Origin of the sequence: Agrobacterium pusense (assembly GCF_013285525.1) — a bacterium.
Taxonomy (GTDB): domain Bacteria; phylum Pseudomonadota; class Alphaproteobacteria; order Rhizobiales; family Rhizobiaceae; genus Agrobacterium; species Agrobacterium pusense.
The window spans coordinates 1,543,674-1,568,890 of the sequence record NZ_CP053856.1 but is presented as its reverse complement, the minus strand read 5'-3'; the positions used below and the strand labels follow the sequence as shown (position 1 = coordinate 1,568,890).

Genomic DNA, 25,217 nt, shown 5'->3' with positions numbered 1-25,217 from the left:
AGCCATGGCTAAAATCGCGCTCATCGGTGCTTCCGGCAATGCCGGGTCCCGTATTCTCAAGGAACTTTCCGACCGGGGGCATCATGTTACGGCCATTGCCCGCAGCCCCGAAAAGATTGCCGCCCTGCCGAACGTCGTTGCAAAGAAAGGCGATGTCTTCGATCAAACCGGACTTTCAAAACTGCTTGCAGGTCACGATGCCGTGATCAGTTCGGTGCATTTCACGGCGAGCGACCCGGTGACGCTGATCGAGGCCGTGCGTGCCTCCGGCGTTCCACGCTACCTCGTGGTTGGTGGCGCCGGCAGTCTCGAAATCGCGCCCGGCCAACGTGTCGTCGACCTGCCGGATTTTCCTGCCGCTTACAAGGCCGAGGCCACCAAGGGTGCGGAGTTTCTTGATTTGCTGAAACAGGAAAAGCAGCTCGACTGGACCTTCCTTTCGCCTTCCGCCGAGTTCGTGCCGGGTGAAAGAACGGGCAAATTCCGCATCGGCAAGGACAATCTTCTGAGCAATGAAGATGGTAGCCGCATTTCCTTCGAAGACTACGCGATTGCGCTTGTCGATGAAATCGAGAAGCCGCAGCATTCCCGCCAGCGCTTCACCGTCGGTTATTGAGAGGTATCACCCATGAATGTCATGACACGTCGTCTCGCCATCGCCGCTCTCGCTCTTGCGCCCGCATTGACAGCCGTTCCGGTGCTGGCCGAAACCGCCGGGCGGGATTTCGCCCGGGAAGAGGCCAATCGCAAGCTGGTGATTGAGTTTTACGATACCGTCTTCAACAAGCACGAAGTGGAAAAGGGTGCTGCCGTTATTGTCGACAGCTACAAGCAGCACAATCCCGTGGTGCCGGATGGCAAGAAACCGTTCGTGGATTACTTCACCGGCCACTTCAAGGAAAACCCGCAGTCCAAGGCGCGGATCGTGAGAAGCGCCGCGGATGGCGACCTTGTCTATCTGCATATTCATTCAACAGAAAAGGACGGAGACCGGGGCAGGGCCATCGTCGATATTTTTCGGGTGACCGATGGCAAGATCACCGAGCATTGGGATGTAATCCAGCCCGTGCCGGAGACGGCGGCGAACAACAATACGATGTTCTGAGGCGACGAACTTTTGAGGCAGGCGGGCACGCCGGGATCGTGCCCGCTTGCCGGAACGGGTAAACTTCAGGCCAGAAGATCGTAAGTACGGAAAATCCAGGCGATCTGGTAAATCAGCGCAAAGATGACGAGAAACCGATGGAAACGGCGGTTCTCGATGAAGATCGCCAGCGTGAACAAAATGACGTAGATGGCGGTGCGTATAAGGTATTCCGGACCAAGTGAGGCGAGATAGTCCTGGCCTTTCAGCAAAGTATCCCCGACATCGGTGACGAAAAGCGCTGCCAGAAAGGCGAAGAACCAGCTTTTGCGGGAAAGGAAATAATCCTCATATCCCTTGTACTCCTTCATCTCCGTGGGAAAGAGCAGAACGCACAGGAAATAAAACAGCGAGCAGAACAGGATCAGGAAAAGGAACGCGCCGAAGCCGAGTACATGGCCTGTGGCAGAAAGCCGGTGCTCCCACCACCAGAAATGCACCAGCATCAGAAACAGGAACGCCACCCAGCCGATGTGCAGGGGATAAATCCGTTCTTTTTTGGGATGCTGCACGAAACCTGCAAGGCCGGTCAGCAATCGGGCGAGGCTGAGGCCGACCACCATGCCCATGACCGCGCGGATGTGCGAATAGGCTTCTGCGGCGTTGACGGCGGCCTCCATCGCTCCTACTCCGCCGGAGGAATGGGCGTCGGTTGCCCGTTTTCGTCCATCGCCACCATGATGAAGGTGCCGGCGGTTACCTTTTCCAGCTTGTCGTAACGCGACCGCTGCGCCCAGGCCTCTACCGTCAGCGTGATGGAGGTGCGGCCGACGCGGGCAATATCGGTATAGATGGACAGCGTGTCGCCGATCTTCACCGGCAGTTCAAAGGCCATTTCCTTGACTGCCGCCGTGACCACGCGACAGCGAGAGCGTTCCGCCGCACGAATGCCGCTTGCCAAGTCCATCTGTGACATGACCCAGCCCCCGAAAATATCGCCGGCCGGATTGGCGTCGGCCGGCATGGCGAGCGTTCTGAGCGTCAGCTCGCCGGTCGGTTTGATGGTCTGGTCGGTCATGTTGAGATGTGCTCCGTGCGAATGACAAAGGCGCAGCATGCGATGCGCTTTGTGATTTCGCAAGGAAGGGCAAGCGTCAGGACGACGCTTTGCCCAGAAATTGCTGCGTTGCGTAAAGGGCGATGGCCGCCGCGTTCGACACGTTGAGCGATTTGATCGCTCCCGGCATATCGAGACGGGCGAGCGCCGAGACGGTCTCGCGGGTCTTCTGGCGCAGGCCCTTGCCTTCGGCGCCCAGCACCAGTGCGATTTTTTCGCCGCTGAAGGTCCGTTCAATCGGGGCGGGCCCCTCCGAATCGAGGCCGACGGAGAAGAAGCCGAGCTTGTGCAGTTCACCCAGCGCATCGGCGAGATTGGTGATCTGGATATAGGGGATGAGTTCCAGCGCGCCTGAGGCGGATTTCGCCAGCACACCCGACTCGGTCGGGCTATGGCGCATCGTGGTGATAACGGCGCCCGCATTAAAGGCGACTGCCGAGCGCATGATGGCGCCGACATTGTGCGGATCGGTGACCTGATCGAGCACGAGAATGAGTGGGCTATCCTTCAGCGCGCCCAGCCGCTTTACCGGCAGCGGCCGGGTCTCCAGCATCACGCCCTGATGGATCGCCTCAGGCCCCAAAACCCTGTCGATATCCTGCGGGGATACTATCTCGACCGGGAAGGGCTGCGCCTCCGCCTCGCCGATATCGAGACGTGCAAAGGCATTCTGGGTAACAGAAAGCTTGACGATCTGCCGCTCCGGATTGGCAAGGGCTGCGCGTACGGTATGCAGGCCGTAAAGGTGCACCTGGTCGGGCGCAAGTTGCGGCGGCTTCCAGTCGTCGGCGCCGCGGTTCCGGCGCTTCGACTGCTGCGGGGTCGGAATTTCACCGCGCTCGCGCTTCGCGTCGCGCACGGCACGACGCAGGTTGGCGTAATGTGTGTCGCGGGTGGATTTGTTGGTGGGATCGTCTTTGCTCATGGCGCCTTATATCTCCGGCGCGTTCCGCGCACCAGCCCCCGTGATAATCCACAGGGCTGCAAAGGGGATTGAATTTTTTCCCGAAAATTCGTGAAAGGGCGTGTTGACAGAAACGAACGAGGCCGTCATATACGCGCCACAGACGACGCAACGGCGCTTCGCCGCAGCGAAATCTGAAGAGCTTGGTCGCTTGATCCTCGCAGATAACTGGAGGGATGCCCGAGTGGTTAAAGGGGACGGACTGTAAATCCGTTGGCTACGCCTACGTTGGTTCAAATCCAACTCCCTCCACCATTCTGCACGGATCGAAATCGCCACCGCGGGTATAGCTCAATGGTAGAGCAGCAGCCTTCCAAGCTGAATACGCGGGTTCGATTCCCGCTACCCGCTCCAGCTTCCTCTCAGTAAATCACCTTATCGCTGCGGGACGTGTTTCGCGTCTCCGGGTTGTGCCGTGAGCATTCAGCCGATGCGGTGATGGGCTCTAGTTTATCCTATACGCCATGAATGCCGCTCCGAGTCGCGCTCAATAAGGCGAACGGCACTGGCTTCTTGTGCCTGCGGGCGCCAGGTAGCTGTTATCAGTAGGGTGATAGGAGGCGTAACGCGCCGCGCACCATTTTACGTGATTTATTTCGGCCTGAGACAGGGCGTATCCGTCAGGCGTGGCTTCTTCCCCGGTTCCCGCGGCAAAGGCGGATGCGGGATAACCGCGCTGGCCCGAATTTTGCGCCTGCGTTTCATAGGCTGGCTGTATGAGGCTCAACGCCTCAGCGGGCATAACAAAAGCGGCAGATAATGCGACGCCAAGAGCGAGCGCGGAGATGGTCTTCGGCATCCTCAACATCGATAAATCCTCATTATTCGTTCGGGATGCTAACGAAAATTTAGGAATTTCGTTCCGATGGAGGCTTGACGCCACACGAAGACGTGATTCTTCGGCTTGATCGGAGAGCGTGGGTTTGGAGCCGGCCTCATGGGGAAATCCTAGGCGCGGCAGGATGGATTTATGCTCGCTCAACCGGACTTTGTATCCATGCCGCACTGCTCGTTGACAAGCGGAAAATCCGGTCAGATAGTCGACCGGCAATCATGCAAACGGGAGTCTTCAATGTTGAACAGGGTTGTCATTCTCTCATCCTTTGCGCTGCTGGCATCGGCGGCGTTTGTCTCCCCCGCTGCCGCACTCACCATGAAGGAGTGCAGCGTAAAATATCAGGCAGCGAAAGCTGACGGGTCCGCCAAGGACATCAAGTGGAACGATTATCGCGCCAAGTTCTGCGGCAGCGAGGCGGCGGCTGAAGATGCGGCCGACGATAAGCAGGTCGCGGCCACAACCGAGAAGGAACCCGAAAAAGCGACGATCAAGGCTCCAAAGGGCGTCGCTTTCCCGAGCGCTGTTGACAAGAAATATTCAAGCGAGACGCCGGCAAAGGCCCGCCTGAAAACCTGTGTCGACTCCTATCACAAGAACAAGAATGACGGTACGCTCGGTGACCTGAAATGGATCCAGAAGGGCGGCGGCTACTGGAGCCTGTGCAACACGGCGCTGAAGAGCTGAGGCGGGTAGGGGCGGCGGTCGGTTTCCGCCGCCCTGTCCCGAGCCGATATCGCATGAAGCGTGTAGCGCTGGAGGCGAAGACCCTCGCGCTGGCGGATCTGTGCGTCCTGCTCCGTCCACCGACCCCATTTCGGGCGGGTAAAATATGCGAATAGCCTGTGATTCAGCCTCTTGGTAGACAGGCTGATCCCTGCGGTTTATCCGCATCCAGCAATTCAACGGTTACGGCTGTCGAGCAACGGCCGTCCGGCGATGGGGGCGGATGACCAGACGGTTTCGAAATTATCTCGTAGTTCTGGCCATATCCTTGGCGATGTGGGCTGTGATTCTCGGCATTGTTTACTGGCTGTTTCGATAGCCAGCCCCCGCTTGGGGTTGATTGTAATGATGCACGCGTCCAGCGGCAATGAATCGGGGATAGGGCGGCGGTTCCTGGAGCTGCCGCAATTTGGCTTTGCTGGCGTGACCTTATGACAGGGTCAAACCAGGAAGGCCCATCATGAAGAAATCCGTTGCAGCCCTCTATCTTGCCGCTCTGTCCTTGCCGGCTGCCTCCAGCGCGCTTGCCGAGGATCTGGTGATTCCGCTTCCCGGGGATACGACGGTTGAAAAAACCGATGCTGTCTATCGGTGCGGCGCCGAGACGGTGGAGGCGGTTTATTACAATGCCGGCGACATCAGTCTTCTTCGGCTGGGCTTGAAGGACGGCGTTATCGTCGCCGCCAATGTCGTTTCAGGCTCCGGAGCAAAATACCAGGGCGGCGCTCGTGTCTGGTGGTCCAAAGGAGACGAAGCCGATCTCTACGATGTGATGGCGGATCCGGACATGAAACAACCGGTTCATTGTGTGGAAGAGAAAAAAACCTGATCGCCATGATATTCATGGAGCGGCGGCAGGGCGGTTTTGAAAACCGTGCCATGCCGCCGGTCAGTGTCAGGCTGCACGCTCAGCCAAGAACAAGCGACGCTACAAGCGCCAGCAGAATGAGAGAACTGGCGACGACGCCAAGCTTCATTCGGCGAAGACGACGGGTACGTCCGCCGCTCCAGTCATAAGCCATTGGGAGCTCTACCTTTCTTTTTATTATTATGACTTATAAATAGCTCCCTAGGCTTGCCCGTGGCTGACCTCAATTGCCAGAATCCACTGGCCACAAATCACGATTTCCCAATCTTCTCCGGATGTTGCAGCGAAGGCGACAGCTGATTCCCCGCTCGCTCCACCAACGCAAAGGCCGGGTGGTCGGTGAGCTGGCCCCCGTCATGCAAAAGGCCCGGAAAGCGAGGCTTCCGGGCCTTTTGAAAGTGTGTTTCTGCAGGTGGCTCAGCCGAGATAGGCCTGAATGTAGGGCAGGACTTCGAGCGTGCCGTGATACAGCATGTTGAGCGCCACGTAGATGATGACCATCAGGCCGAGATAGGAAATCCAGCGGTAGCGGTGCAAAAGCTTGGCGACGAAGTTGGCTGCAAGTCCCATCAGCGCGATCGAGACGATGAGTCCAATGACCAGAACAGTAACATGTTCCTGCGCGGCGCCGGCGACGGCGAGCACATTGTCCAGCGACATAGAGACGTCGGCGATGACGATCTGGGTCGCTGCCTGGAAGAACGTCTTGTGGCCCTTGGTCAGGTCGGCCTCTTCATCCGTCACCTCGTCCTCGATGGAGCCCGAAGCTTCGCGCAGTTCGCTCCACATCTTCCAGCAGACCCAGGCGAGCAGCAGGCCGCCAAAGAGTTGCAGGCCGACGATGGCAAGAAGCTGTACGGTGACGGCGGCAAACCCGATGCGGAGAACCGTGGCGGCGATGATGCCGACAAGGATCGCCTTGCGGCGGAGATGCGCGGGAAGACCGGCGGCGGCAAGGCCGATGACGATGGCGTTGTCGCCTGCCAGAACGAGATCGATCGCAATGACCTGTAAGAATGCCGTGAAACCGGCGGCTGTGAAGATTTCCATTGGCTGGTCCTGAAACGGATAGAGAGGCGGCGCGGGGAAAAGCGGCGGTCGAGACATGCATGGTAGCGCGGCAGCGCCCGTTTCCGCTCGCCCGTCTCCCCCCGGCGATGAAGTGTCCTTAAGCCATCGAGCCGCCCCAGGTAAAGAAGTTGTGATGGAAATATCTTAATTAGTGATCGGCTGCGACTGAAAAGGCGGCTCGTCTGTATCTCTGTGTGATGCCACGGCGCGGGTTTGAATGTCGCAAAACATACACCATATACGCCCCACAAGGCACGCTTAGAGCGCGCGCGAAGGCGCTTTCACAATTAAGTCTTGCGCATTCGCTTACAAAGCCTTAAACGGCGACACCAAACCGGTTCGCCGGGGAAACTACTTCACGTTCACAGGAAGCAATTCACATGGCAAAGAGCAAGTTTGAGCGCAATAAGCCGCACGTCAACATTGGCACGATCGGTCACGTCGACCACGGCAAGACGTCGTTGACTGCTGCGATCACGAAGTATTTCGGCGAGTTCAAGGCGTATGATCAAATCGACGCCGCTCCTGAAGAGAAGGCTCGTGGTATCACGATTTCGACTGCCCACGTTGAGTATGAGACGCCGAACCGTCACTACGCTCACGTTGACTGCCCCGGCCACGCCGACTACGTGAAGAACATGATCACCGGTGCTGCCCAGATGGACGGCGCGATCCTGGTTTGCTCGGCTGCCGACGGCCCGATGCCGCAGACGCGCGAGCACATCCTGCTTGCCCGTCAGGTTGGCGTTCCGGCGATCGTCGTGTTCCTCAACAAGGTCGACCAGGTTGACGACGCCGAGCTTCTCGAGCTCGTCGAGCTTGAAGTTCGCGAACTTCTGTCGTCCTACGACTTCCCGGGCGACGATATTCCGATCATCAAGGGTTCGGCGCTTGCTGCTCTTGAAGATTCCGACAAGAAGATCGGTGAAGACGCGATCCGCGAGCTGATGGCTGCGGTTGACGCCTACATCCCGACGCCTGAGCGTCCGATCGACCAGCCGTTCCTGATGCCGATCGAAGACGTGTTCTCGATCTCGGGCCGTGGTACGGTTGTGACGGGTCGCGTTGAGCGCGGTATCGTCAAGGTTGGTGAAGAAGTCGAAATCGTCGGCATCCGTCCGACCTCGAAGACGACTGTTACCGGCGTTGAAATGTTCCGCAAGCTGCTCGACCAGGGCCAGGCTGGCGACAACATCGGTGCACTGGTTCGCGGTGTTAACCGTGACGGCGTCGAGCGTGGTCAGATCCTGTGCAAGCCGGGTTCGGTAAAGCCGCACAAGAAGTTTAAGGCAGAAGCCTACATCCTGACGAAGGAAGAAGGCGGCCGTCATACGCCGTTCTTCACGAACTACCGTCCGCAGTTCTACTTCCGCACGACGGACGTCACGGGCATCGTTACGCTTCCGGAAGGCACGGAAATGGTTATGCCTGGCGACAACGTCACCGTTGACGTCGAGCTGATCGTTCCGATCGCGATGGAAGAAAAGCTGCGCTTCGCTATCCGCGAAGGCGGCCGTACCGTCGGCGCCGGCATCGTCGCCTCGATCGTCGAGTAATCTTAAGGCCTGAAAAGGCTTGACGAAAACCCCGCTGGAGACAGCGGGGTTTTTTGTTTTGTGTCTCGCGCCTGGGGGATGGGAGCTTTCGTTCCTCGGTCCCGGCTGCTACTTCATTGCTGGGGAGATGATGAGGAGTATCATGAAGAAGCGCATTCTGTTTACCGGTGGTTCCGGCAAGGCCGGACGGCATGTGATCCCGTGGCTCATCGGCAAGGGATATGAGGTCCACAACATCGATCTCGTTCCGCTCGACAGGCCGGGCGTGACCAATCTCATCGTCGATATCACGGACAGCGGGCAGGTTTTTAATGCCCTTTCCATGCATCGGAACTTCGCGGAGCTCGAAAGCGGGAAGGGTGTTCTGCCCTTTGATGCGGTGATCCATTTTGCTGCGGTTCCACGCATTTTGATCAAGCCGGACAACGAGACGTTCCGTATCAACACCATGGGAACCTATAATGTCATCGAGGCCGCGATAAAGCTTGGCATCCGAAAGGTAGTGATAGCGTCGAGCGAGACCACATACGGGGTCTGTTTCGCCGAGGGCGAGAAGGATTTTCACCACTTCCCGCTTGAAGAGGACTACGATGTCGATCCGATGGATTCCTACGGGCTGTCGAAGGTGGTGAATGAAAGAACCGCGCGGGCCTTTGCCGAGCGAAGCGGATACGACATTTACGCGCTGCGAATCGGCAATGTCATCGAACCCCATGAGTATGAGAAGTTTCCCGATTTCTTTGCCCATCCGGAAACACGCAAACGCAACGCCTGGGGCTACATCGACGCACGTGATCTCGGCCAGATTTGTCATCTTTGCATCGAAAAGGATGGCCTCGGTTATCAGGTCTTCAATGCCGTTAATGATACAGCTACGGCAACGGTCCCCACGCGCGAGCTTGCCCGGACATATTTCCCTCAGGTGCAATTCCGCCGAGAGATCGGAGAGCATGAGGGATTGATCTCCAACCGCAAGATTCGCGAGATCCTTGGTTTCAAGGAAGAGCATGACTGGCGGAAATACGTCAAAACCTGACGGGTGCATGATTTTCGGGGGCAGAGTGGAAAAAACAAAAAACACACTTGCCATTCTTTTCCCTGCACCTTAAAGGAGCGCATACCGAATTGGCCAAGCGATTTCGCGGCCGGTTCAGGTGATTAAGGGGTATAGCTCAGTTGGTAGAGCGGCGGTCTCCAAAACCGCAGGTCGGGGGTTCGAGCCCCTCTGCCCCTGCCACTTTCCATTCGCAAGCGCGGTTTTCGCTGCATGGCAGATGGGGCCGGTTTACCGGCGAATTTCGCCGAATGTCGATTTCCTCTTGTTAAAAGTGGAATCGGTGTTTATGTAGGGTCAAAACAGACACGCGGTGCGTGGGGCTGATTAGTTCGGCTTTACGCGCCGTAATTGCGTGGGCAGTCAATGGCATCCAAAACCAATCCGTTTACGTTTCTGCAGCAGGTTCGCGCCGAAGCGTCAAAGATCACTTGGCCGTCGCGCCGCGAGACCATGATTTCGACGGCTATGGTGCTGGTGATGGTCATTTTCGCGGCTCTGTTCTTTTTTGCTGCTGACCAGCTCATTGGCTGGATTCTCAGCCTTGTGCTGAACGTCGGCCGGTAACGGATTGAACGGAGAGTAAAGATGGCAGCGCGCTGGTATATCGTTCACGCATATTCGAATTTCGAAAAGAAGGTCGCCGAGTCGATCGAGGAAAAGGCCCGTCAGAAGGGTCTGGACCATCTTTTCGAGAAAATCCTCGTGCCGACCGAAAAGGTGGTCGAGGTGCGCCGCGGCCGCAAGGTCGATAGCGAGCGCAAGTTCTTTCCGGGTTACGTGCTGGTGCGCGCCAACCTGACGGATGAGGCTTATCACCTCATCAAGAACACGCCGAAGGTCACCGGTTTCCTCGGTTCGGACAGCAAGCCTGTTCCGATTCCGGATTACGAAGCCGAGCGTATCCTTGGTCAGGTTCAGGAAGGTGTCGAGCGTCCGAAGTCTTCGGTTTCGTTCGAGATCGGCGAGCAGGTTCGCGTCTCCGACGGTCCTTTCGCGTCGTTCAACGGCGTGGTTCAGGACGTGGACGAGGAGCGTTCGCGCCTGAAGGTGGAAGTTTCGATTTTCGGCCGCGCAACGCCGGTCGAGCTGGAATACAATCAGGTCGAGAAGGTCTGATTGGCGGGGCGATGCCCCAAGCGCGTGGAAGGCTAACTGGCTCTTTAAGCCGGGGCAGGGCGCCGCACCACGCAACCGCAGCCGCCGGAGAAATCCGGCTTAAGAGAAGCCGGGCGACCGGTTTGAATTGAAAGGCAGAGAGATATGGCTAAGAAAGTTGCAGGCCAGCTCAAGTTGCAGGTAAAGGCTGGGTCGGCCAATCCGTCCCCGCCGATCGGTCCTGCACTTGGTCAGCGTGGCATTAATATCATGGAATTCTGCAAGGCGTTCAATGCCGCCACGCAGGAAATGGAAAAGGGTATGCCGATCCCGGTCGTCATCACCTATTACCAGGACAAGTCCTTCACCTTCGTCATGAAGCAGCCGCCGATGACGTACTGGCTGAAGAAGGAAGCAAAGATCACCTCCGGTTCCAAGACGCCTGGCAAGGGCGCCAAGGTCGGCTCCATCACCAAGGCTCAGGTCAAGTCGATCGCTGAAGCCAAGATGAAGGATCTGAACGCAGCCGACATCGAAGGCGCAATGGCAATGGTTGAGGGCTCTGCCCGCGCCATGGGCCTGGAAGTGGTAGGTTGATCATGGCCAAGGTAGCAAAGCGCATTCAGAAGATCCGCGAAGGCGTGGATCCGAACAAGCTCTACGTTCTCACCGACGCCATTTCGATGGTCAAGGAACGTGCAGTCGCCAAGTTCGACGAAACCGTTGAAGTTTCGATGAACCTCGGCGTTGACCCGCGCCATGCGGACCAGATGGTTCGTGGCGTTGTCAACCTGCCGAACGGCACCGGCCGTGACGTTCGCGTCGCCGTCTTCGCCCGTGGCGCCAAGGCTGATGAAGCCACGGCTGCCGGCGCTGACGTTGTTGGTGCGGAAGAACTGGTTGAAATCGTTCAGGGCGGCAAGATCGACTTCGATCGCTGCATCGCGACCCCGGACATGATGCCGCTCGTCGGCCGTCTCGGCAAGGTACTCGGCCCGCGTGGCATGATGCCGAACCCGAAGGTCGGAACCGTGACCATGGACGTTGCCGGTGCTGTCAAGGCATCCAAGGGTGGCGCTGTCGAATTCCGCGTCGAAAAGGCCGGTATCGTACACGCTGGCGTTGGCAAGGCTTCGTTCGACGCCAAGGCTCTTGAGGAAAACATCAAGGCTTTCGCCGATGCGGTCATCAAGGCAAAGCCGGCTGGCGCCAAGGGCAACTATGTCAAGCGCGTCGCGATTTCCTCGACCATGGGTCCGGGTGTCAAGATCGACCCTTCGTCGGTTACGGCTTAATCAATTCTCGCGCTTCCGGAGTGAAGTGTGAATAAAAGAATTTCCGGCTCCCAGGAGCCGGAGATTTCCGGGGAAACCCGGAACTCCTGTCCGAGATTGCGGGTGGCCATGTCCTTCGGGGCCCGGCCTTAATCATTTAGCCTGCATGAGACGGGTGAGGCTGGATTTGAGGCATCTGTCGATGCCTGACTGTCCGGTTCGAACCTGGTGTGCCTGTGCCTGAAGCCGTTTGCGGCGACAGAGCGGGGGACAGGATCCTCGAGCGTCGCTCGGGATCTTTGTAAAAAGGTCCCTTGGGGCAAAGGCAAACCCGACGGGTTCACAATCATGTGGCCCCGTCTACTGGAGACAGACAGTGGAAAGAGCGGAAAAACGCGAATTCGTCACGGAGCTGAACGAAGTCTTCAAGGCTTCCGGTTCGGTTGTCGTGGCCCACTATGCTGGTGTCACCGTTGCGCAGATGAACGACTTCCGTTCGAAGATGCGCGCTGCCGGAGGCACCGTCAAGGTCGCGAAGAACCGCCTGGCCAAGATCGCTCTTCAGGGTACGGAGTCGGAAGGGATGACCAATCTCTTCAAGGGACAGACGCTGATTGCATACAGCACTGACCCGATGATCGCTCCGAAAGTCGTCATGGATTTCGCCAAGACCAACGACAAGGTCGTTGTTTTGGGCGGCGCCATGGGCGCAACCACGCTCAACGCCGAAGCAGTCAAGTCGCTCGCGACCCTGCCTTCGCTGGACGAGCTGCGCGCAAAGCTGCTGGGCCTTCTCAATGCCCCGGCAACTCGCGTCGCTACGGTTGTCGCCGCACCTGCAAGCCAGCTGGCTCGGGTGTTCTCGGCTTACGCCAAGAAGGACGAAGCCGCTTAAGGCGGTTTTTCGCTGTAAATATTCAAACTGGTTCGAACTGAACAAAAGGAACTATCAAAATGGCTGATCTCGCAAAGATCGTAGAAGACCTCTCCTCGCTGACCGTTCTGGAAGCTGCAGAACTGTCCAAGCTTCTCGAAGAAAAGTGGGGCGTTTCCGCTGCTGCTCCGGTAGCCGTTGCTGCTGCTGGCGGCGCTGCTGCTGCTGCTGCTCCGGAAGAAGAAAAGACCGAGTTCGACGTTATCCTGGTTGACGCTGGCGCCAACAAGATCAACGTCATCAAGGAAGTTCGCGGCATCACCGGCCTCGGCCTCAAGGAAGCCAAGGACCTCGTTGAAGGCGCTCCGAAGCCGGTCAAGGAAGCCGTTTCCAAGGCTGAAGCTGCTGATCTCAAGAAGAAGCTTGAAGACGCAGGCGCCAAGGTTGACGTTAAGTAATCTTGCGATTGCTGGCGGGAAGGGGCTTAATGCCCCTTCCCGTCGTCATCGTTTTTAAAACTCATTACCCAAAAGCCGCGTGAAAATGGCTTTTGGGTAATGGGTTCTTCAAGAGAATGGTTCCGAACCGGCTCATCAAGGCAATCCGGCCTGATCGATCCGGGATGTGGAACGAGATTGAGGATACCCATTGATTGACGGGATCGACTGGCCATCGGTTCCCGTCCGTTGCAGGCCCGGATGCAATTTTTAAAGGAGCGACGATGGCTCAGACCCTTTCGTTTAACGGTCGCAGGCGCGTACGCAAGTTTTTCGGCAAAATTCCAGAAGTAGCGGAAATGCCGAACCTCATTGAGGTTCAGAAGGCTTCGTACGACCAGTTTCTCATGGTTGACGAGCCCAAGGGTGGCCGTCCCGACGAGGGATTGAATGCCGTTTTCAAATCCGTATTCCCGATCACCGATTTTTCCGGCGCCTCCATGCTCGAATTCGTATCCTACGAATTCGAAGCGCCGAAGTTCGACGTCGAGGAATGCCGTCAGCGCGATCTGACCTATGCAGCGCCGCTCAAGGTGACGCTGCGCCTCATCGTGTTCGATATCGATGAAGATACGGGCGCGAAGTCCATCAAGGACATCAAGGAACAGTCCGTCTACATGGGCGACATGCCGCTCATGACCAATAACGGCACGTTCATCGTCAACGGCACCGAGCGCGTCATCGTTTCGCAGATGCACCGTTCGCCGGGCGTGTTCTTCGATCACGACAAGGGCAAGAGCCATTCTTCCGGCAAGCTGCTCTTCGCTGCCCGTGTCATTCCGTATCGCGGTTCCTGGCTCGACATCGAGTTCGACGCCAAGGATATCGTCTATGCGCGTATCGACCGTCGCCGCAAGATTCCCGTCACCTCGCTGCTGATGGCGCTTGGCATGGACGGCGAAGACATTCTGTCGACCTTCTACACCAAGGCTTCCTATGAGCGTGACGGCGACGGCTGGCGTATTCCGTTCCAGCCCGAAGCGCTGAAGAACGCCAAGGTCGTCACCGACATGATCGACGCCGATACCGGCGAAGTGGTCGTCGAGGCCGGCAAGAAGCTCACGCCGCGCCTTATCCGCCAGCTCTCCGAAAAGGGCCTCAAGGCGCTGAAGGCGACCGACGAAGACCTTTACGGCAACTATCTGGCCGAAGACATCGTCAACTACGAGACGGGTGAAATCTATCTCGAGGCCGGCGACGAAATCGACGAGAAGACCCTCGGTCTGATCCTGCAGTCCGGTTTTGACGAGATTCCGGTTCTCAACATCGACCACGTCAATGTTGGCGCCTATATCCGCAACACGCTGTCTGCCGACAAGAACGAGAACCGCCAGGAAGCCCTGTTCGACATCTACCGCGTCATGCGTCCGGGTGAGCCGCCGACCATGGATTCGGCGGAAGCGATGTTCAACTCGCTGTTCTTCGATGCAGAGCGTTACGATCTTTCGGCCGTTGGTCGCGTGAAGATGAACATGCGCCTCGACCTCGACGCGGAAGACACCGTGCGCACGCTGCGCAAGGAAGACATCCTCGCCGTCGTCAAGATGCTGGTCGAACTGCGCGACGGCAAGGGCGAAATCGACGACATCGACAACCTCGGCAACCGCCGTGTGCGTTCTGTCGGCGAGTTGATGGAAAACCAGTATCGTCTGGGCCTTCTGCGCATGGAACGTGCGATCAAGGAACGTATGTCCTCGATCGAAATCGATACCGTGATGCCGCAGGACCTGATCAATGCGAAGCCGGCAGCTGCTGCCGTTCGCGAATTCTTCGGTTCCTCGCAGCTGTCGCAGTTCATGGACCAGGTGAACCCGCTTTCGGAAATCACCCACAAGCGTCGTCTTTCGGCTCTTGGACCGGGTGGTCTGACCCGCGAGCGCGCCGGCTTCGAGGTCCGCGACGTTCACCCGACCCACTACGGCCGTATTTGCCCGATCGAGACGCCGGAAGGCCCGAACATCGGTCTGATCAACTCGCTTGCAACCTTTGCCCGTGTCAACAAGTACGGCTTCATCGAGAGCCCGTACCGCAAGATCACCGACGGCAAGGTCACGAACGACGTTATCTACCTCTCCGCCATGGAAGAGGCGAAGTATTACGTCGCGCAGGCCAACGCGCCGCTCAATGAAGACGGTTCTTTCTCGGAAGAGTTCGTCGTCTGCCGTCACTCGGGCGAAGTTATGCTCGCACCGCGTGACAACATCAACCTGATGGACGTTTCGCCCAAGCAGCTCGTTTCGGTCGCAGCGGCTCTCATTCCGTTCCTGGAAAACGACGACGCCAACCGCGCTCTCATGGGCTCGAACATGCAGCGTCAGGCCGTTCCGCTTCTGCGCGCAGAGGCGCCTTTCGTGGGCACCGGCATGGAACCGATCGTTGCGCGTGACTCCGGCGCTGCCATCGCGGCTCGCCGCGGCGGTGTCGTCGACCAGGTCGACGCGACGCGTATCGTTATCCGCGCCACGGAAGATCTCGATGCAGGCAAGTCCGGCGTTGACATCTACCGTCTGCAGAAGTTCCAGCGTTCGAACCAGAACACCTGCGTCAACCAGCGTCCGCTGGTGTCCGTCGGTGATATCATCTCCAAGGGTGACATCATCGCGGATGGTCCGTCGACCGACCTCGGTGACCTGGCTCTCGGCCGTAACGCGCTCGTCGCGTTCATGCCCTGGAACGGCTACAACTACGAAGACTCGATCCTGATGTCGGAGCGCATCGTTTCCGACGACGTGTTCACCTCCATCCACATCGAAGAGTTCGAAGTGATGGCGCGTGACACGAAGCTTGGTCCGGAAGAAATCACGCGCGATATTCCGAACGTTTCGGAAGAAGCGCTGAAGAACCTCGACGAAGCCGGTATCGTCTACATCGGTGCGGAAGTTCAGCCGGGCGACATCCTCGTCGGCAAGATCACGCCGAAGGGCGAAAGCCCGATGACGCCGGAAGAAAAGCTTCTGCGCGCCATCTTCGGTGAAAAGGCTTCCGACGTTCGCGACACCTCCATGCGCATGCCTCCGGGCACGTTCGGTACGGTCGTGGAAGTCCGCGTCTTCAACCGTCACGGTGTGGAGAAGGACGAGCGCGCGATGGCTATCGAGCGCGAAGAGATCGAGCGTCTGGCGAAGGACCGTGACGACGAGCAGGCGATCCTCGACCGTAACGTCTACGGCCGTCTGATCGACATGCTGCGTGGCCAGGTTTCGATTGCCGGTCCGAAGGGCTTCAAGAAGGGCGTCGAGCTCTCCAACGCTGTCGTCTCCGAATATCCCCGCTCGCAGTGGTGGATGTTCGCCGTCGAGGACGAAAAGGCCCAGGCTGAGATCGAAGCACTTCGCGGCCAGTACGACGAATCCAAGTCGCGCCTTGAGCAGCGCTTCATGGACAAGGTCGAAAAGGTCCAGCGCGGCGATGAAATGCCTCCGGGCGTCATGAAGATGGTCAAGGTCTTCGTTGCCGTTAAGCGCAAGATCCAGCCGGGCGACAAGATGGCCGGCCGTCACGGTAACAAGGGCGTCGTCTCGCGTATCGTTCCCGTCGAGGACATGCCGTTCCTCGAAGACGGCACGCATGTCGACATCTGCTTGAACCCGCTCGGCGTGCCGTCGCGCATGAACGTCGGCCAAATCCTCGAAACCCACCTCGCATGGGCATGCGCAGGCATGGGCAAGAAGATCGGTGAGATGCTCGAAGAGTATCGCAAGACGATGGACATCAGCGAGCTTCGCAGCGAGCTGACGGAAATCTATGCGTCTGAAGCCAATGACGAGGTTCAGCGTTTTGATGACGACTCGCTCGTCAAGCTCGCCGAAGAAGCCAAGCGCGGTGTTTCCATCGCGACTCCGGTTTTCGACGGTGCGCATGAGCCTGACGTTGCCGCGATGCTGAAGAAGGCAGGTCTGCATGAATCCGGTCAGTCCGTCCTTTACGACGGCCGTACCGGTGAGCCGTTCGACCGCAAGGTCACCGTCGGCTACATGTACATGATCAAGCTGAACCACCTTGTCGACGACAAGATCCACGCTCGTTCGATCGGTCCTTACTCGCTCGTTACCCAGCAGCCGCTGGGCGGCAAGGCGCAGTTCGGCGGTCAGCGCTTCGGGGAAATGGAAGTCTGGGCTCTGGAAGCATACGGCGCGGCTTACACGCTGCAGGAAATGCTCACCGTCAAGTCGGACGACGTGGCTGGCCGCACCAAGGTTTACGAAGCGATCGTCCGTGGCGACGACACCTTCGAAGCCGGTATCCCCGAGAGCTTCAACGTTCTCGTCAAGGAAATGCGGTCGCTCGGCCTGTCCGTCGAGCTGGAAAACTCGAAGATCGAGAACCAGCCCGAAGACCAGCTGCCTGACGCGGCGGAATAAACACGACAGAGGCGGGCGCCTGAGAGGGCGCCTGCCGGTTTCCCGAGCGGTCTTTGCGGTTCGGGATACTTTCGCCGCATTATGCGGTTAATCCGTATTTAAAGCTCTGGACGGCGACCCGGGAAGAAGCCGGTCCAGATGCAAACAGGGGCAGCAGCTAGCCTCTCAAGGAGACAAGGCATGAACCAAGAGGTCATGAATCTTTTCAATCCTCAGGTGCCTGCGCAGCATTTCGATTCCATCCGGATTTCGATCGCTTCGCCGGAAAAAATCCTGTCGTGGTCCTACGGCGAGATCAAGAAGCCGGAAACCATCAACTACCGTACGTTCAAGCCTGAGCGTGACGGTCTTTTCTGCGCGCGTATCTTCGGGCCGATCAAGGACTATGAGTGCCTGTGCGGCAAGTACAAGCGCATGAAGTACAAGGGCATCATCTGCGAAAAGTGCGGCGTCGAAGTGACGCTGTCGCGCGTTCGCCGTGAGCGCATGGGCCATATCGAGCTCGCAGCGCCGGTTGCCCACATCTGGTTCCTGAAGTCGCTTCCTTCGCGTATCTCGACCCTGCTCGACATGACGCTGAAGGATGTTGAGCGCGTTCTCTATTTCGAGAACTACATTGTCACGGAACCCGGTCTCACCTCGCTCAAGCAGAACCAGCTTCTGTCTGAAGAAGAGTACATGATCGCCGTCGACGAGTTCGGCGAAGACCAGTTCACCGCCATGATCGGCGCTGAAGCCATCTATGAGATGCTGGCTTCGATGAACCTCGAAAAGATCGCCGGCGACCTGCGTGCCGAACTTGCTGAGACCACGTCGGATCTCAAGCAGAAGAAGCTGATGAAGCGCCTGAAGATCGTCGAGAACTTCATGGAATCGGGCAACCGTCCTGAATGGATGATCATGAAGGTCGTTCCGGTCATTCCGCCGGACCTGCGTCCGCTGGTTCCGCTGGATGGCGGCCGTTTTGCGACGTCCGACCTCAACGATCTCTATCGCCGCGTCATCAACCGTAACAACCGTCTGAAGCGCCTGATCGAGCTTCGTGCGCCTGGCATCATCATCCGCAACGAAAAGCGTATGTTGCAGGAATCCGTCGATGCGCTGTTCGACAACGGTCGTCGCGGCCGCGTCATCACGGGTGCCAACAAGCGTCCGCTGAAGTCGCTCTCCGACATGCTCAAGGGCAAGCAGGGCCGTTTCCGCCAGAACCTTCTCGGCAAGCGCGTCGACTATTCCGGCCGTTCGGTTATCGTGACTGGTCCGGAACTGAAGCTGCATCAGTGCGGCCTGCCGAAGAAGATGGCGCTCGAACTGTTCAAGCCGTTCATCTACGCCCGCCTCGACGCCAAGGGTTACTCCTCGACCGTCAAGCAGGCCAAGAAGCTGGTTGAAAAGGAAAAGCCTGAGGTTTGGGATATCCTCGACGAGGTCATCCGCGAACATCCGGTTCTCTTGAACCGCGCGCCGACGCTGCACCGTCTGGGTATCCAGGCTTTCGAACCCATGCTGGTCGAAGGCAAGGCCATCCAGCTGCACCCGCTCGTCTGCACGGCCTTCAACGCCGACTTCGACGGTGACCAGATGGCTGTTCACGTTCCGCTTTCACTGGAAGCCCAGCTGGAAGCGCGCGTGCTGATGATGTCGACCAACAACATCCTGCATCCGGCAAACGGCCACCCGATCATCGTTCCTTCGCAGGACATGGTTCTCGGCCTGTATTACCTGTCGATCATGAACCAGAACGAGCCGGGCGAAGGCATGGCCTTCTCCGACATCGGTGAGCTGCATCACGCACTTGAAAACAAGGTCGTGACGCTGCATGCCAAGATCCGTGGTCGCTTCAAGACCGTGGATGCCGATGGCAAGCCGGTTTCGAAGATCCATGAGACGACCCCCGGCCGTATGCTGATTGGCGAACTTCTGCCGAAGAACGTCAACGTGCCTTTCGACGTCTGCAACCAGGAAATGACCAAGAAGAACATCTCCAAGATGATCGACACGGTCTACCGTCATTGCGGCCAGAAAGACACGGTCATCTTCTGTGACCGCATCATGCAGCTCGGCTTTGCCCATGCCTGCCGCGCCGGCATTTCGTTCGGCAAGGACGACATGGTCATTCCTGACAGCAAGGTGAAGATCGTTGGCGACACCGAAGCTCTCGTGAAGGAATACGAACAGCAGTATAATGATGGTCTCATCACCCAGGGCGAAAAGTACAACAAGGTTGTCGACGCCTGGGGCAAGGCAACCGAAAAGGTCGCCGAAGAGATGATGGCACGCATCAAGGCTGTCGAGTTCGATCCGGAAACGGGCCGCCAGAAGCCGATGAACTCCATCTACATGATGTCTCACTCGGGTGCTCGTGGTTCTCCGAACCAGATGCGTCAGCTGGGCGGCATGCGCGGCCTGATGGCGAAGCCATCGGGTGAAATCATCGAGACGCCGATCATCTCGAACTTCAAGGAAGGCCTGACCGTTAACGAGTACTTCAACTCGACCCACGGTGCCCGTAAGGGTCTCGCAGACACCGCCCTGAAGACCGCGAACTCGGGTTACCTGACCCGTCGTCTCGTCGACGTCGCGCAGGATTGCATTGTCAACTCCAGGGATTGCGGCACCGACAAGGGCCTCACCATGACTGCCATCGTTGATGCCGGTCAGGTGGTTGCTTCGCTCGGCGCGCGTATCCTCGGTCGTACGGCTCTCGATGACATCGACAACCCGGTCACCGGCGAGAACATCGTCAAGGCTGGCACGCTGATCGACGAAGCCGACGTGGCTGCCATCGAGAAGGCTGGCATCCAGTCCGTTCGCATCCGCTCGGCGCTCACCTGCGAAGTGCAGGTTGGTGTCTGCGGCGTCTGCTACGGTCGTGACCTTGCACGCGGTACGCCTGTCAACATGGGCGAAGCCGTTGGCGTTATCGCCGCTCAGTCGATCGGTGAACCTGGCACGCAGCTCACCATGCGTACGTTCCACCTTGGTGGCACGGCAAACGTGGTCGACCAGTCGTTCCTCGAAGCGTCTTATGAAGGCACGATCCAGATCAAGAACCGCAACATCCTGCGGAACTCCGAAGGCGTTCTCATCGCCATGGGCCGTAACATGTCCGTTACGATCCTTGATGAGCGCGGCGCGGAACGTTCCACACAGCGTGTGGCTTACGGTTCGAAGATCTTCGTTGATGATGGCGACAAGGTAAAGCGTGGCCAGCGTCTTGCAGAGTGGGACCCCTACACCCGTCCGATGATGACGGAAGTGGAAGGTACCGTTCACTTCGAAGACCTCGTCGACGGTCTCTCCGTTCTGGAAGCAACCGACGAATCCACCGGCATCACCAAGCGTCAGGTCATTGACTGGCGTTCGACGCCGCGCGGTTCGGATCTCAAGCCTGCGATCGTCATCAAGGACGCGTCCGGCGCTGTTGCGAAGCTTGCCCGTGGTGGCGAAGCCCGCTTCCAGCTCTCGGTCGACGCCATCCTGTCGGTCGAGCCGGGTGCGAAGGTCTCTCAGGGTGACGTGCTTGCACGTTCGCCGCTGGAAAGCGCCAAGACGAAGGACATCACCGGTGGTCTGCCGCGCGTTGCGGAACTGTTCGAAGCCCGTCGTCCGAAGGATCACGCCATCATCGCAGAGATCGATGGTACGATCCGCCTCGGCCGCGACTACAAGAACAAGCGCCGCGTGATGATCGAGCCTGCGGAAGACGGCGTCGAGCCGGTCGAATACCTGATCCCGAAGGGCAAGCCCTTCCACCTTCAGGAAGGCGACTATATCGAAAAGGGTGAATACATCCTCGACGGTAACCCGGCGCCGCACGACATTCTGGCGATCAAGGGCGTGGAAGCTCTGGCTTCCTACCTCGTGAACGAAATCCAGGAAGTCTACCGTCTGCAGGGCGTTGTGATCAACGACAAGCACATCGAGGTGATCGTTCGCCAGATGCTGCAGAAGGTTGAAATCACCGATGCTGGCGATAGCCAGTACATCGTGGGTGACAACGTTGATCGCATCGAGCTCGATGACAACAATGACCGCCTGATCGAAGAAGGCAAGAAGCCTGCCTATGGCGAGCCGGTTCTGCTCGGCATCACCAAGGCTTCGCTGCAGACGCCGTCCTTCATCTCGGCCGCATCCTTCCAGGAAACCACCAAGGTTCTCACGGAAGCTGCGATTGCCGGCAAGACGGACACGCTGCAGGGCCTCAAGGAAAACGTCATTGTCGGCCGTCTCATCCCGGCCGGTACCGGCGGCACCATGACGCAGATCCGCCGCATCGCCACCTCGCGCGACGACCTCATTCTCGAGGAACGCCGCAAGGGTACCGGTGCAGGTTCTGCAAACCAGATGCTGCAGGACATGACGGACCAGGCTCCGGCTGCCGAGTAAGGTCAGACGGGGCAGGGGCTTTGCGGAGTCCCCCAAAGTTCGAAGCAAAACGCCCGGAGCAATCCGGGCGTTTTTGTTTGTATGGACAGAGGCCGGGCGCCTCCACCGTCGCCCGGCATTCCTGGATATGCGACAGGGCTAGTCCTGTTTCCGGATGTTGTAGCGGGTCAGGACAGAGAGGCGCCGAACAAGATCGGTCTGGCCTGCGCTGCCGGTCTTGGCATAGATCGACTTTGCGTTGCTGCGCACCGTTTCATGGGAAATCTGCAATTGCTTCGCCACTGCCGGTAGCGAAAGTCCTTTCATGATTTCCAAAGCCACGTGTGCCTCGCCTCTTGTGAGGTCGTATAGCCCCTTCAACAACGCGCTTGCGTCGGCAATGGTGCCGGTGGGCTGCGATATGAGCACGATGGCGTTGCCTTTCGGAGATAAGTCGAGCGCCGTCTTGCGCAGCGGTATGACGTGAAGAATGCAGGGTCTATCTTCACCGGCGGGGAGAGGGAAGGAACCGGCATCGTGCCCGGCCAGCGCTTTGTACAGGAGCCGGTTCACCCTCTCGTCAGCAATGGCAATACTGTCGCGTGTGGGGGCGGCGAAACATTTCTGCAATGACAGGAAGAGATCGTTGGCCGAGAGAATGAGGCCGTTTGCCTGCAGCACGGCTGCCGGAGCACCAATGGCATTGAGGCCGAAGGTCATCGCGTCGGCTTTCTGCCGTTGCAGCCGCGTTGCGAGCGCAAGGCTACGGGCGATATGTGGCCTCAGTCCGGCGAGCGCAGCCATCGTATCAGGCCGGATTATGCCAGCTTCCAGCCTGTGTTCAAACAGCACTGTCATCTCCGGATGGCCGGGCGGCGCGACCTGTGTCGTCGCACCATAGCCCAGGCCGCGGGGCCTGAGGAACTCACGGACGATCGGCAGTTCGGCCCATTCATCAGGGGTGAAGACGTCGAAATCCTGCACGAAGGCGAACCGGCCTTCACGGGCAGTACGCGTAAGGCGATCATTGCGGTGATTCCAGCCTCCCGCCATGTAGTCCTTCATCAGTTCTTGAAAGTTGGGCGTGAGCAGCCAGGCCTGGTCTTCCCCCTTGCCCCAGGTGATGGCGCCGCCCCAGAAACCGAGGCGGCCGCCGGCATTTGCCAGAACCTGCGACCAGCGGTCGGGAAAAAGCGCCGCTTCATAAATGTCATCGATAATGTCTGACGACGATAAAGTATCCAACCCGACCCCGAAATTTTGCGTCGGAACTATTCTAAGCCTATGTTTGTGCGGCATTCAATCTTTTAAGAATCAATACTATTATTCAGACTATATATTCTATAAGTGACTTAATATATTGACAAGCTTTCCAAAAGGGTCGCGTACGAACAGGCGACGTACGCCCCAGGACTCGACGGTGGGGCCGTATTCTATCGGCAGTCCGGCTGCGACGATCCGGTCGCGCACCTCGTCGAAATTGTCGACTTCTATGGAGAAGTCCGGCACATCTGTGCCGGAACCGCCGTCGCGCGCAAAGCTTAGCTGCGCCGGCGCCTTGAGCGGGCTGGCATGGGTGACGATCCAGCCGTGATCCATGGCGACCGGCATGCCGAGGATATCGCCATAAAAGACCTGCGCCAGCGCGGGGTCGGAGGTAGCGATGTTGACGACGACACGTCTGACCGCCATGGCCAAGGCTCTTCAGGCGAAGCGGATGATGGCGACTTCGCCTTCGAGCGCGCCCTGATAGGCCGAGGCGTGCGGCTCTTCATCGGGAATTTCGGTCAGCATGCCGATCTGGTCGAGATCGGCTTCGATGAAGCCCTCCTCGGAAAGCGCGTTCAGCGTTTCGCGAACGGCTGTGTCGTCATCCGGCGCCCTGAGGATGACGTGAATGTCGATACCCTCGGAGTTGTCGGTTTCGTAAGCCTTGCCGATGACGATGAAGACCATCGGCTCGTCGCGTCCGTTGTCGTTGTCGGGGAGGGTGCTCATGACGCGGTTTCCTTGATCTTTCGTTGCTGTCATCAGGGCAGGGGAATCGGTTCCGCCCGCGGCGCGGCCATGTCCGGCCAGCCTGAGGGAATCAATAGACGGATTTTATGAAAAGCCAAAGGCCGGAGGTTAAAATCGCTGCCGTTGATGCCGACTTATGGTATAGGGAGGGGGAAATGGCGTTGCGGTGGCGTTCGTGGTCCCGGGCGCGGGCGCAAAATGCGGATTCACCCTTGACGAAAGCTGGCTAAAACAGTAGTACGCCCGCCATCGGAGCCTCTGTGGGTGCTGGCCGTTCGGTAAGCTTTTTCCCGAACATCATCTCAAACGGGTCTCCATTGCACGTAGAAGACACGAATGTTGCACGCAAGACGCCTCATCCGGTGTCCTCTGCTCTTGGTGGTCCATCCGTGAAACCGGATCGGGCCACGTTTTGCGCATGAGGATATATGCGTGCATCGTCGCCGGCAACGGCATAGCCGCCACCCGTGAGGGTGGCTAAAGTAGTTTTTGCAAGGGATGGTTATATGCCTACCGTAAACCAGCTGATCCGCAAGCCTCGCCAGGCACAGGTAAAGCGCAACAAGGTTCCTGCCCTGCAGGAAAACCCGCAGAAGCGTGGTGTTTGCACCCGCGTTTACACGACGACCCCGAAGAAGCCGAACTCGGCTCTGCGTAAGGTTGCCAAGATCCGCCTCACCAACGGCTTCGAAGTCATCGGCTACATTCCTGGCGAAGGTCACAACCTTCAGGAACACTCTGTCGTCATGATCCGCGGCGGCCGCGTGAAGGACTTGCCGGGCGTTCGTTACCACATCATCCGCGGTGTTCTCGATACCCAGGGCGTCAAGAACCGCAAGCAGCGCCGTTCGAAGTACGGTGCGAAGCGTCCGAAGTAATTTCGGCAACAACAATTCGGCGCTGCGCGAGGTTCTCCGCGTGGTATAGCGTCAATAACATTGAGAGACAAAAAGTATGTCCCGTCGCCATAGTGCAGAAAAGCGTGAGATCAACCCGGATCCGAAGTTCGGTGATCTGGTCGTCACCAAGTTCATGAACGCCATCATGCTTCACGGCAAGAAGTCGGTAGCAGAAAGCATCGTTTACGGCGCGTTCGACGTCGTTCAGGGCAAGACGAAGCAGGAGCCGCTCGCCGTGTTCCATTCGGCCCTCGACAATGTTGCGCCGCATGTTGAAGTGCGTTCGCGCCGCGTTGGTGGTGCGACATACCAGGTTCCGGTTGATGTTCGTCCCGAGCGTCGCCAGGCCCTCGCAATCCGCTGGTTGATCACCGCTGCGCGCAAGCGCAACGAAACGACCATGATCGATCGCCTCTCCGGCGAACTCATGGACGCTGCGAACAACCGCGGCTCCGCCGTCAAGAAGCGTGAAGACACGCACAAGATGGCCGACGCTAACCGCGCATTCTCGCATTACCGCTGGTAATCTTAACCGATCGCATATCGAAAGGC

24 protein-coding genes and 3 tRNA genes are annotated in these 25,217 nt (G+C 58.2%); 19 read left to right on the top strand and 8 right to left on the bottom strand.

What is annotated here, in order from left to right:
- Nucleotides 1–4: 4 nt before the first annotated feature.
- Both HQN82_RS07780 and HQN82_RS07775 read left to right on the top strand, forming a co-directional pair.
- Entirely contained in the window at nt 5–616 is a 612-nt protein-coding gene (locus tag HQN82_RS07780) for an NAD(P)-dependent oxidoreductase (RefSeq protein ID WP_045531839.1), read from the top strand.
- 12 nt (nt 617–628) lie between these two features.
- Nucleotides 629–1,105: a nuclear transport factor 2 family protein gene (locus HQN82_RS07775; protein WP_112766499.1), complete on the top strand. Its 477-nt coding sequence runs from the start codon at nt 629–631 to the stop codon at nt 1,103–1,105.
- Between the two features lie 65 nt (nt 1,106–1,170).
- On the opposite strand, the gene HQN82_RS07770 is transcribed toward HQN82_RS07775, so the two are convergent.
- From HQN82_RS07770 to HQN82_RS07760, 3 genes are all read right to left on the bottom strand, one after another.
- On the bottom strand, nt 1,171–1,764 hold the full coding sequence (locus HQN82_RS07770) for a hypothetical protein (protein ID WP_035209760.1): 594 nt from the start codon (nt 1,762–1,764) through the stop codon (nt 1,171–1,173).
- A 5-nt stretch (nt 1,765–1,769) separates the two neighbouring features.
- Complete coding sequence (locus tag HQN82_RS07765) at nt 1,770–2,162, bottom strand: acyl-CoA thioesterase (protein WP_004442658.1); 393 nt, start codon at nt 2,160–2,162, stop codon at nt 1,770–1,772.
- A 76-nt stretch (nt 2,163–2,238) separates the two neighbouring features.
- On the bottom strand, nt 2,239–3,126 hold the full coding sequence (locus tag HQN82_RS07760; protein ID WP_173614732.1) for a TrmH family RNA methyltransferase: 888 nt from the start codon (nt 3,124–3,126) through the stop codon (nt 2,239–2,241).
- A gap of 209 nt (nt 3,127–3,335) precedes the next feature.
- Here HQN82_RS07760 and HQN82_RS07755 point away from each other — a divergent pair.
- Nucleotides 3,336–3,420, top strand: a tRNA-Tyr gene (locus tag HQN82_RS07755).
- Between the two features lie 25 nt (nt 3,421–3,445).
- Nucleotides 3,446–3,519: transfer RNA gene (locus HQN82_RS07750), tRNA-Gly, on the top strand.
- Nucleotides 3,520–3,652: 133 nt separating this feature from the next.
- On the opposite strand, the gene HQN82_RS07745 is transcribed toward HQN82_RS07750, so the two are convergent.
- Nucleotides 3,653–3,973, bottom strand: a complete 321-nt coding sequence (locus HQN82_RS07745; protein ID WP_004442654.1) for a BA14K family protein — start codon at nt 3,971–3,973, stop codon at nt 3,653–3,655.
- A gap of 264 nt (nt 3,974–4,237) precedes the next feature.
- Between HQN82_RS07745 and HQN82_RS07740 the strand changes: the two genes are divergently transcribed.
- Complete coding sequence (locus HQN82_RS07740; protein WP_004442652.1) at nt 4,238–4,687, top strand: hypothetical protein; 450 nt, start codon at nt 4,238–4,240, stop codon at nt 4,685–4,687.
- Nucleotides 4,688–5,186: 499 nt separating this feature from the next.
- Nucleotides 5,187–5,555 carry an MliC family protein gene (locus tag HQN82_RS07735; RefSeq protein WP_173614731.1) on the top strand — a complete coding sequence of 123 codons (369 nt, stop codon included), beginning with the start codon at nt 5,187–5,189 and terminating at the stop codon, nt 5,553–5,555.
- 456 nt (nt 5,556–6,011) lie between these two features.
- Here the strand turns inward: HQN82_RS07735 and HQN82_RS07730 are convergent, their stop codons facing one another.
- Entirely contained in the window at nt 6,012–6,644 is a 633-nt protein-coding gene (locus HQN82_RS07730) for a TerC family protein (RefSeq protein WP_004442646.1), read from the bottom strand.
- Between the two features lie 401 nt (nt 6,645–7,045).
- On the opposite strand from HQN82_RS07730, the gene tuf reads away from it, so the two are divergent.
- From tuf to rpoC, 11 genes are all read left to right on the top strand, one after another.
- Nucleotides 7,046–8,221, top strand: coding sequence for an elongation factor Tu (gene tuf, locus HQN82_RS07725; protein WP_173614730.1), 1,176 nt, complete (start codon nt 7,046–7,048; stop codon nt 8,219–8,221).
- A gap of 142 nt (nt 8,222–8,363) precedes the next feature.
- Nucleotides 8,364–9,257 (top strand): NAD-dependent epimerase/dehydratase family protein, encoded by an 894-nt coding sequence (locus HQN82_RS07720; protein ID WP_112557247.1) that lies wholly within the window; start codon nt 8,364–8,366, stop codon nt 9,255–9,257.
- A 125-nt stretch (nt 9,258–9,382) separates the two neighbouring features.
- A tRNA-Trp gene (locus HQN82_RS07715) sits at nt 9,383–9,458 on the top strand.
- 183 nt (nt 9,459–9,641) lie between these two features.
- Nucleotides 9,642–9,842 carry a preprotein translocase subunit SecE gene (secE, locus tag HQN82_RS07710; protein ID WP_004442643.1) on the top strand — a complete coding sequence of 67 codons (201 nt, stop codon included), beginning with the start codon at nt 9,642–9,644 and terminating at the stop codon, nt 9,840–9,842.
- Between the two features lie 21 nt (nt 9,843–9,863).
- Nucleotides 9,864–10,394 (top strand): transcription termination/antitermination protein NusG, encoded by a 531-nt coding sequence (gene nusG / locus HQN82_RS07705; protein WP_003523721.1) that lies wholly within the window; start codon nt 9,864–9,866, stop codon nt 10,392–10,394.
- A gap of 144 nt (nt 10,395–10,538) precedes the next feature.
- The gene (gene rplK / locus HQN82_RS07700) at nt 10,539–10,970 is read left to right on the top strand and encodes a 50S ribosomal protein L11 (protein ID WP_004442641.1); all 432 of its coding nucleotides are present in this window, start codon (nt 10,539–10,541) and stop codon (nt 10,968–10,970) included.
- A 2-nt stretch (nt 10,971–10,972) separates the two neighbouring features.
- Complete coding sequence (rplA, locus tag HQN82_RS07695) at nt 10,973–11,668, top strand: 50S ribosomal protein L1 (RefSeq protein ID WP_003507704.1); 696 nt, start codon at nt 10,973–10,975, stop codon at nt 11,666–11,668.
- Nucleotides 11,669–12,023: 355 nt separating this feature from the next.
- Nucleotides 12,024–12,542: a 50S ribosomal protein L10 gene (gene rplJ, locus HQN82_RS07690; RefSeq protein WP_004442637.1), complete on the top strand. Its 519-nt coding sequence runs from the start codon at nt 12,024–12,026 to the stop codon at nt 12,540–12,542.
- A gap of 59 nt (nt 12,543–12,601) precedes the next feature.
- Entirely contained in the window at nt 12,602–12,979 is a 378-nt protein-coding gene (gene rplL / locus HQN82_RS07685) for a 50S ribosomal protein L7/L12 (RefSeq protein ID WP_004442635.1), read from the top strand.
- 263 nt (nt 12,980–13,242) lie between these two features.
- Nucleotides 13,243–17,379 (top strand): DNA-directed RNA polymerase subunit beta, encoded by a 4,137-nt coding sequence (gene rpoB / locus HQN82_RS07680; RefSeq protein ID WP_022556539.1) that lies wholly within the window; start codon nt 13,243–13,245, stop codon nt 17,377–17,379.
- Between the two features lie 180 nt (nt 17,380–17,559).
- Nucleotides 17,560–21,768 (top strand): DNA-directed RNA polymerase subunit beta', encoded by a 4,209-nt coding sequence (gene rpoC / locus HQN82_RS07675; protein ID WP_004442633.1) that lies wholly within the window; start codon nt 17,560–17,562, stop codon nt 21,766–21,768.
- 138 nt (nt 21,769–21,906) lie between these two features.
- On the opposite strand, the gene HQN82_RS07670 is transcribed toward rpoC, so the two are convergent.
- The 3 genes from HQN82_RS07670 to HQN82_RS07660 form a co-directional block, all read right to left on the bottom strand.
- Nucleotides 21,907–22,992, bottom strand: coding sequence for a helix-turn-helix transcriptional regulator (locus HQN82_RS07670; protein WP_173614729.1), 1,086 nt, complete (start codon nt 22,990–22,992; stop codon nt 21,907–21,909).
- Between the two features lie 96 nt (nt 22,993–23,088).
- Complete coding sequence (locus HQN82_RS07665; RefSeq protein ID WP_107339279.1) at nt 23,089–23,439, bottom strand: VOC family protein; 351 nt, start codon at nt 23,437–23,439, stop codon at nt 23,089–23,091.
- A 12-nt stretch (nt 23,440–23,451) separates the two neighbouring features.
- The gene (locus HQN82_RS07660) at nt 23,452–23,745 is read right to left on the bottom strand and encodes a hypothetical protein (RefSeq protein ID WP_003523731.1); all 294 of its coding nucleotides are present in this window, start codon (nt 23,743–23,745) and stop codon (nt 23,452–23,454) included.
- A gap of 527 nt (nt 23,746–24,272) precedes the next feature.
- On the opposite strand from HQN82_RS07660, the gene rpsL reads away from it, so the two are divergent.
- Both rpsL and rpsG read left to right on the top strand, forming a co-directional pair.
- Nucleotides 24,273–24,644: a 30S ribosomal protein S12 gene (gene rpsL, locus HQN82_RS07655; RefSeq protein WP_003507760.1), complete on the top strand. Its 372-nt coding sequence runs from the start codon at nt 24,273–24,275 to the stop codon at nt 24,642–24,644.
- A 76-nt stretch (nt 24,645–24,720) separates the two neighbouring features.
- Nucleotides 24,721–25,191: a 30S ribosomal protein S7 gene (rpsG, locus tag HQN82_RS07650; RefSeq protein WP_004442621.1), complete on the top strand. Its 471-nt coding sequence runs from the start codon at nt 24,721–24,723 to the stop codon at nt 25,189–25,191.
- Nucleotides 25,192–25,217: the final 26 nt, after the last annotated feature.

Coding starts and splice junctions, on each gene's coding strand:
- tuf (WP_173614730.1), top strand. CDS start 7,046: ATGGCAAAGAGCAAGTTTGAGCGCAATAAGCCGCACGTCAACATTGGC.
- HQN82_RS07660 (WP_003523731.1), bottom strand. CDS start 23,745: ATGAGCACCCTCCCCGACAACGACAACGGACGCGACGAGCCGATGGTC.
- secE (WP_004442643.1), top strand. CDS start 9,642: ATGGCATCCAAAACCAATCCGTTTACGTTTCTGCAGCAGGTTCGCGCC.
- HQN82_RS07720 (WP_112557247.1), top strand. CDS start 8,364: ATGAAGAAGCGCATTCTGTTTACCGGTGGTTCCGGCAAGGCCGGACGG.
- rplK (WP_004442641.1), top strand. CDS start 10,539: ATGGCTAAGAAAGTTGCAGGCCAGCTCAAGTTGCAGGTAAAGGCTGGG.
- HQN82_RS07780 (WP_045531839.1), top strand. CDS start 5: ATGGCTAAAATCGCGCTCATCGGTGCTTCCGGCAATGCCGGGTCCCGT.
- rpoC (WP_004442633.1), top strand. CDS start 17,560: ATGAACCAAGAGGTCATGAATCTTTTCAATCCTCAGGTGCCTGCGCAG.
- HQN82_RS07760 (WP_173614732.1), bottom strand. CDS start 3,126: ATGAGCAAAGACGATCCCACCAACAAATCCACCCGCGACACACATTAC.
- HQN82_RS07730 (WP_004442646.1), bottom strand. CDS start 6,644: ATGGAAATCTTCACAGCCGCCGGTTTCACGGCATTCTTACAGGTCATT.
- HQN82_RS07765 (WP_004442658.1), bottom strand. CDS start 2,162: ATGACCGACCAGACCATCAAACCGACCGGCGAGCTGACGCTCAGAACG.
- nusG (WP_003523721.1), top strand. CDS start 9,864: ATGGCAGCGCGCTGGTATATCGTTCACGCATATTCGAATTTCGAAAAG.
- HQN82_RS07745 (WP_004442654.1), bottom strand. CDS start 3,973: ATGTTGAGGATGCCGAAGACCATCTCCGCGCTCGCTCTTGGCGTCGCA.
- rplL (WP_004442635.1), top strand. CDS start 12,602: ATGGCTGATCTCGCAAAGATCGTAGAAGACCTCTCCTCGCTGACCGTT.
- HQN82_RS07735 (WP_173614731.1), top strand. CDS start 5,187: ATGAAGAAATCCGTTGCAGCCCTCTATCTTGCCGCTCTGTCCTTGCCG.
- rplA (WP_003507704.1), top strand. CDS start 10,973: ATGGCCAAGGTAGCAAAGCGCATTCAGAAGATCCGCGAAGGCGTGGAT.
- HQN82_RS07665 (WP_107339279.1), bottom strand. CDS start 23,439: ATGGCGGTCAGACGTGTCGTCGTCAACATCGCTACCTCCGACCCCGCG.
- HQN82_RS07740 (WP_004442652.1), top strand. CDS start 4,238: ATGTTGAACAGGGTTGTCATTCTCTCATCCTTTGCGCTGCTGGCATCG.
- HQN82_RS07775 (WP_112766499.1), top strand. CDS start 629: ATGAATGTCATGACACGTCGTCTCGCCATCGCCGCTCTCGCTCTTGCG.
- rpsG (WP_004442621.1), top strand. CDS start 24,721: ATGTCCCGTCGCCATAGTGCAGAAAAGCGTGAGATCAACCCGGATCCG.
- rpoB (WP_022556539.1), top strand. CDS start 13,243: ATGGCTCAGACCCTTTCGTTTAACGGTCGCAGGCGCGTACGCAAGTTT.
- HQN82_RS07770 (WP_035209760.1), bottom strand. CDS start 1,764: ATGGAGGCCGCCGTCAACGCCGCAGAAGCCTATTCGCACATCCGCGCG.
- rpsL (WP_003507760.1), top strand. CDS start 24,273: ATGCCTACCGTAAACCAGCTGATCCGCAAGCCTCGCCAGGCACAGGTA.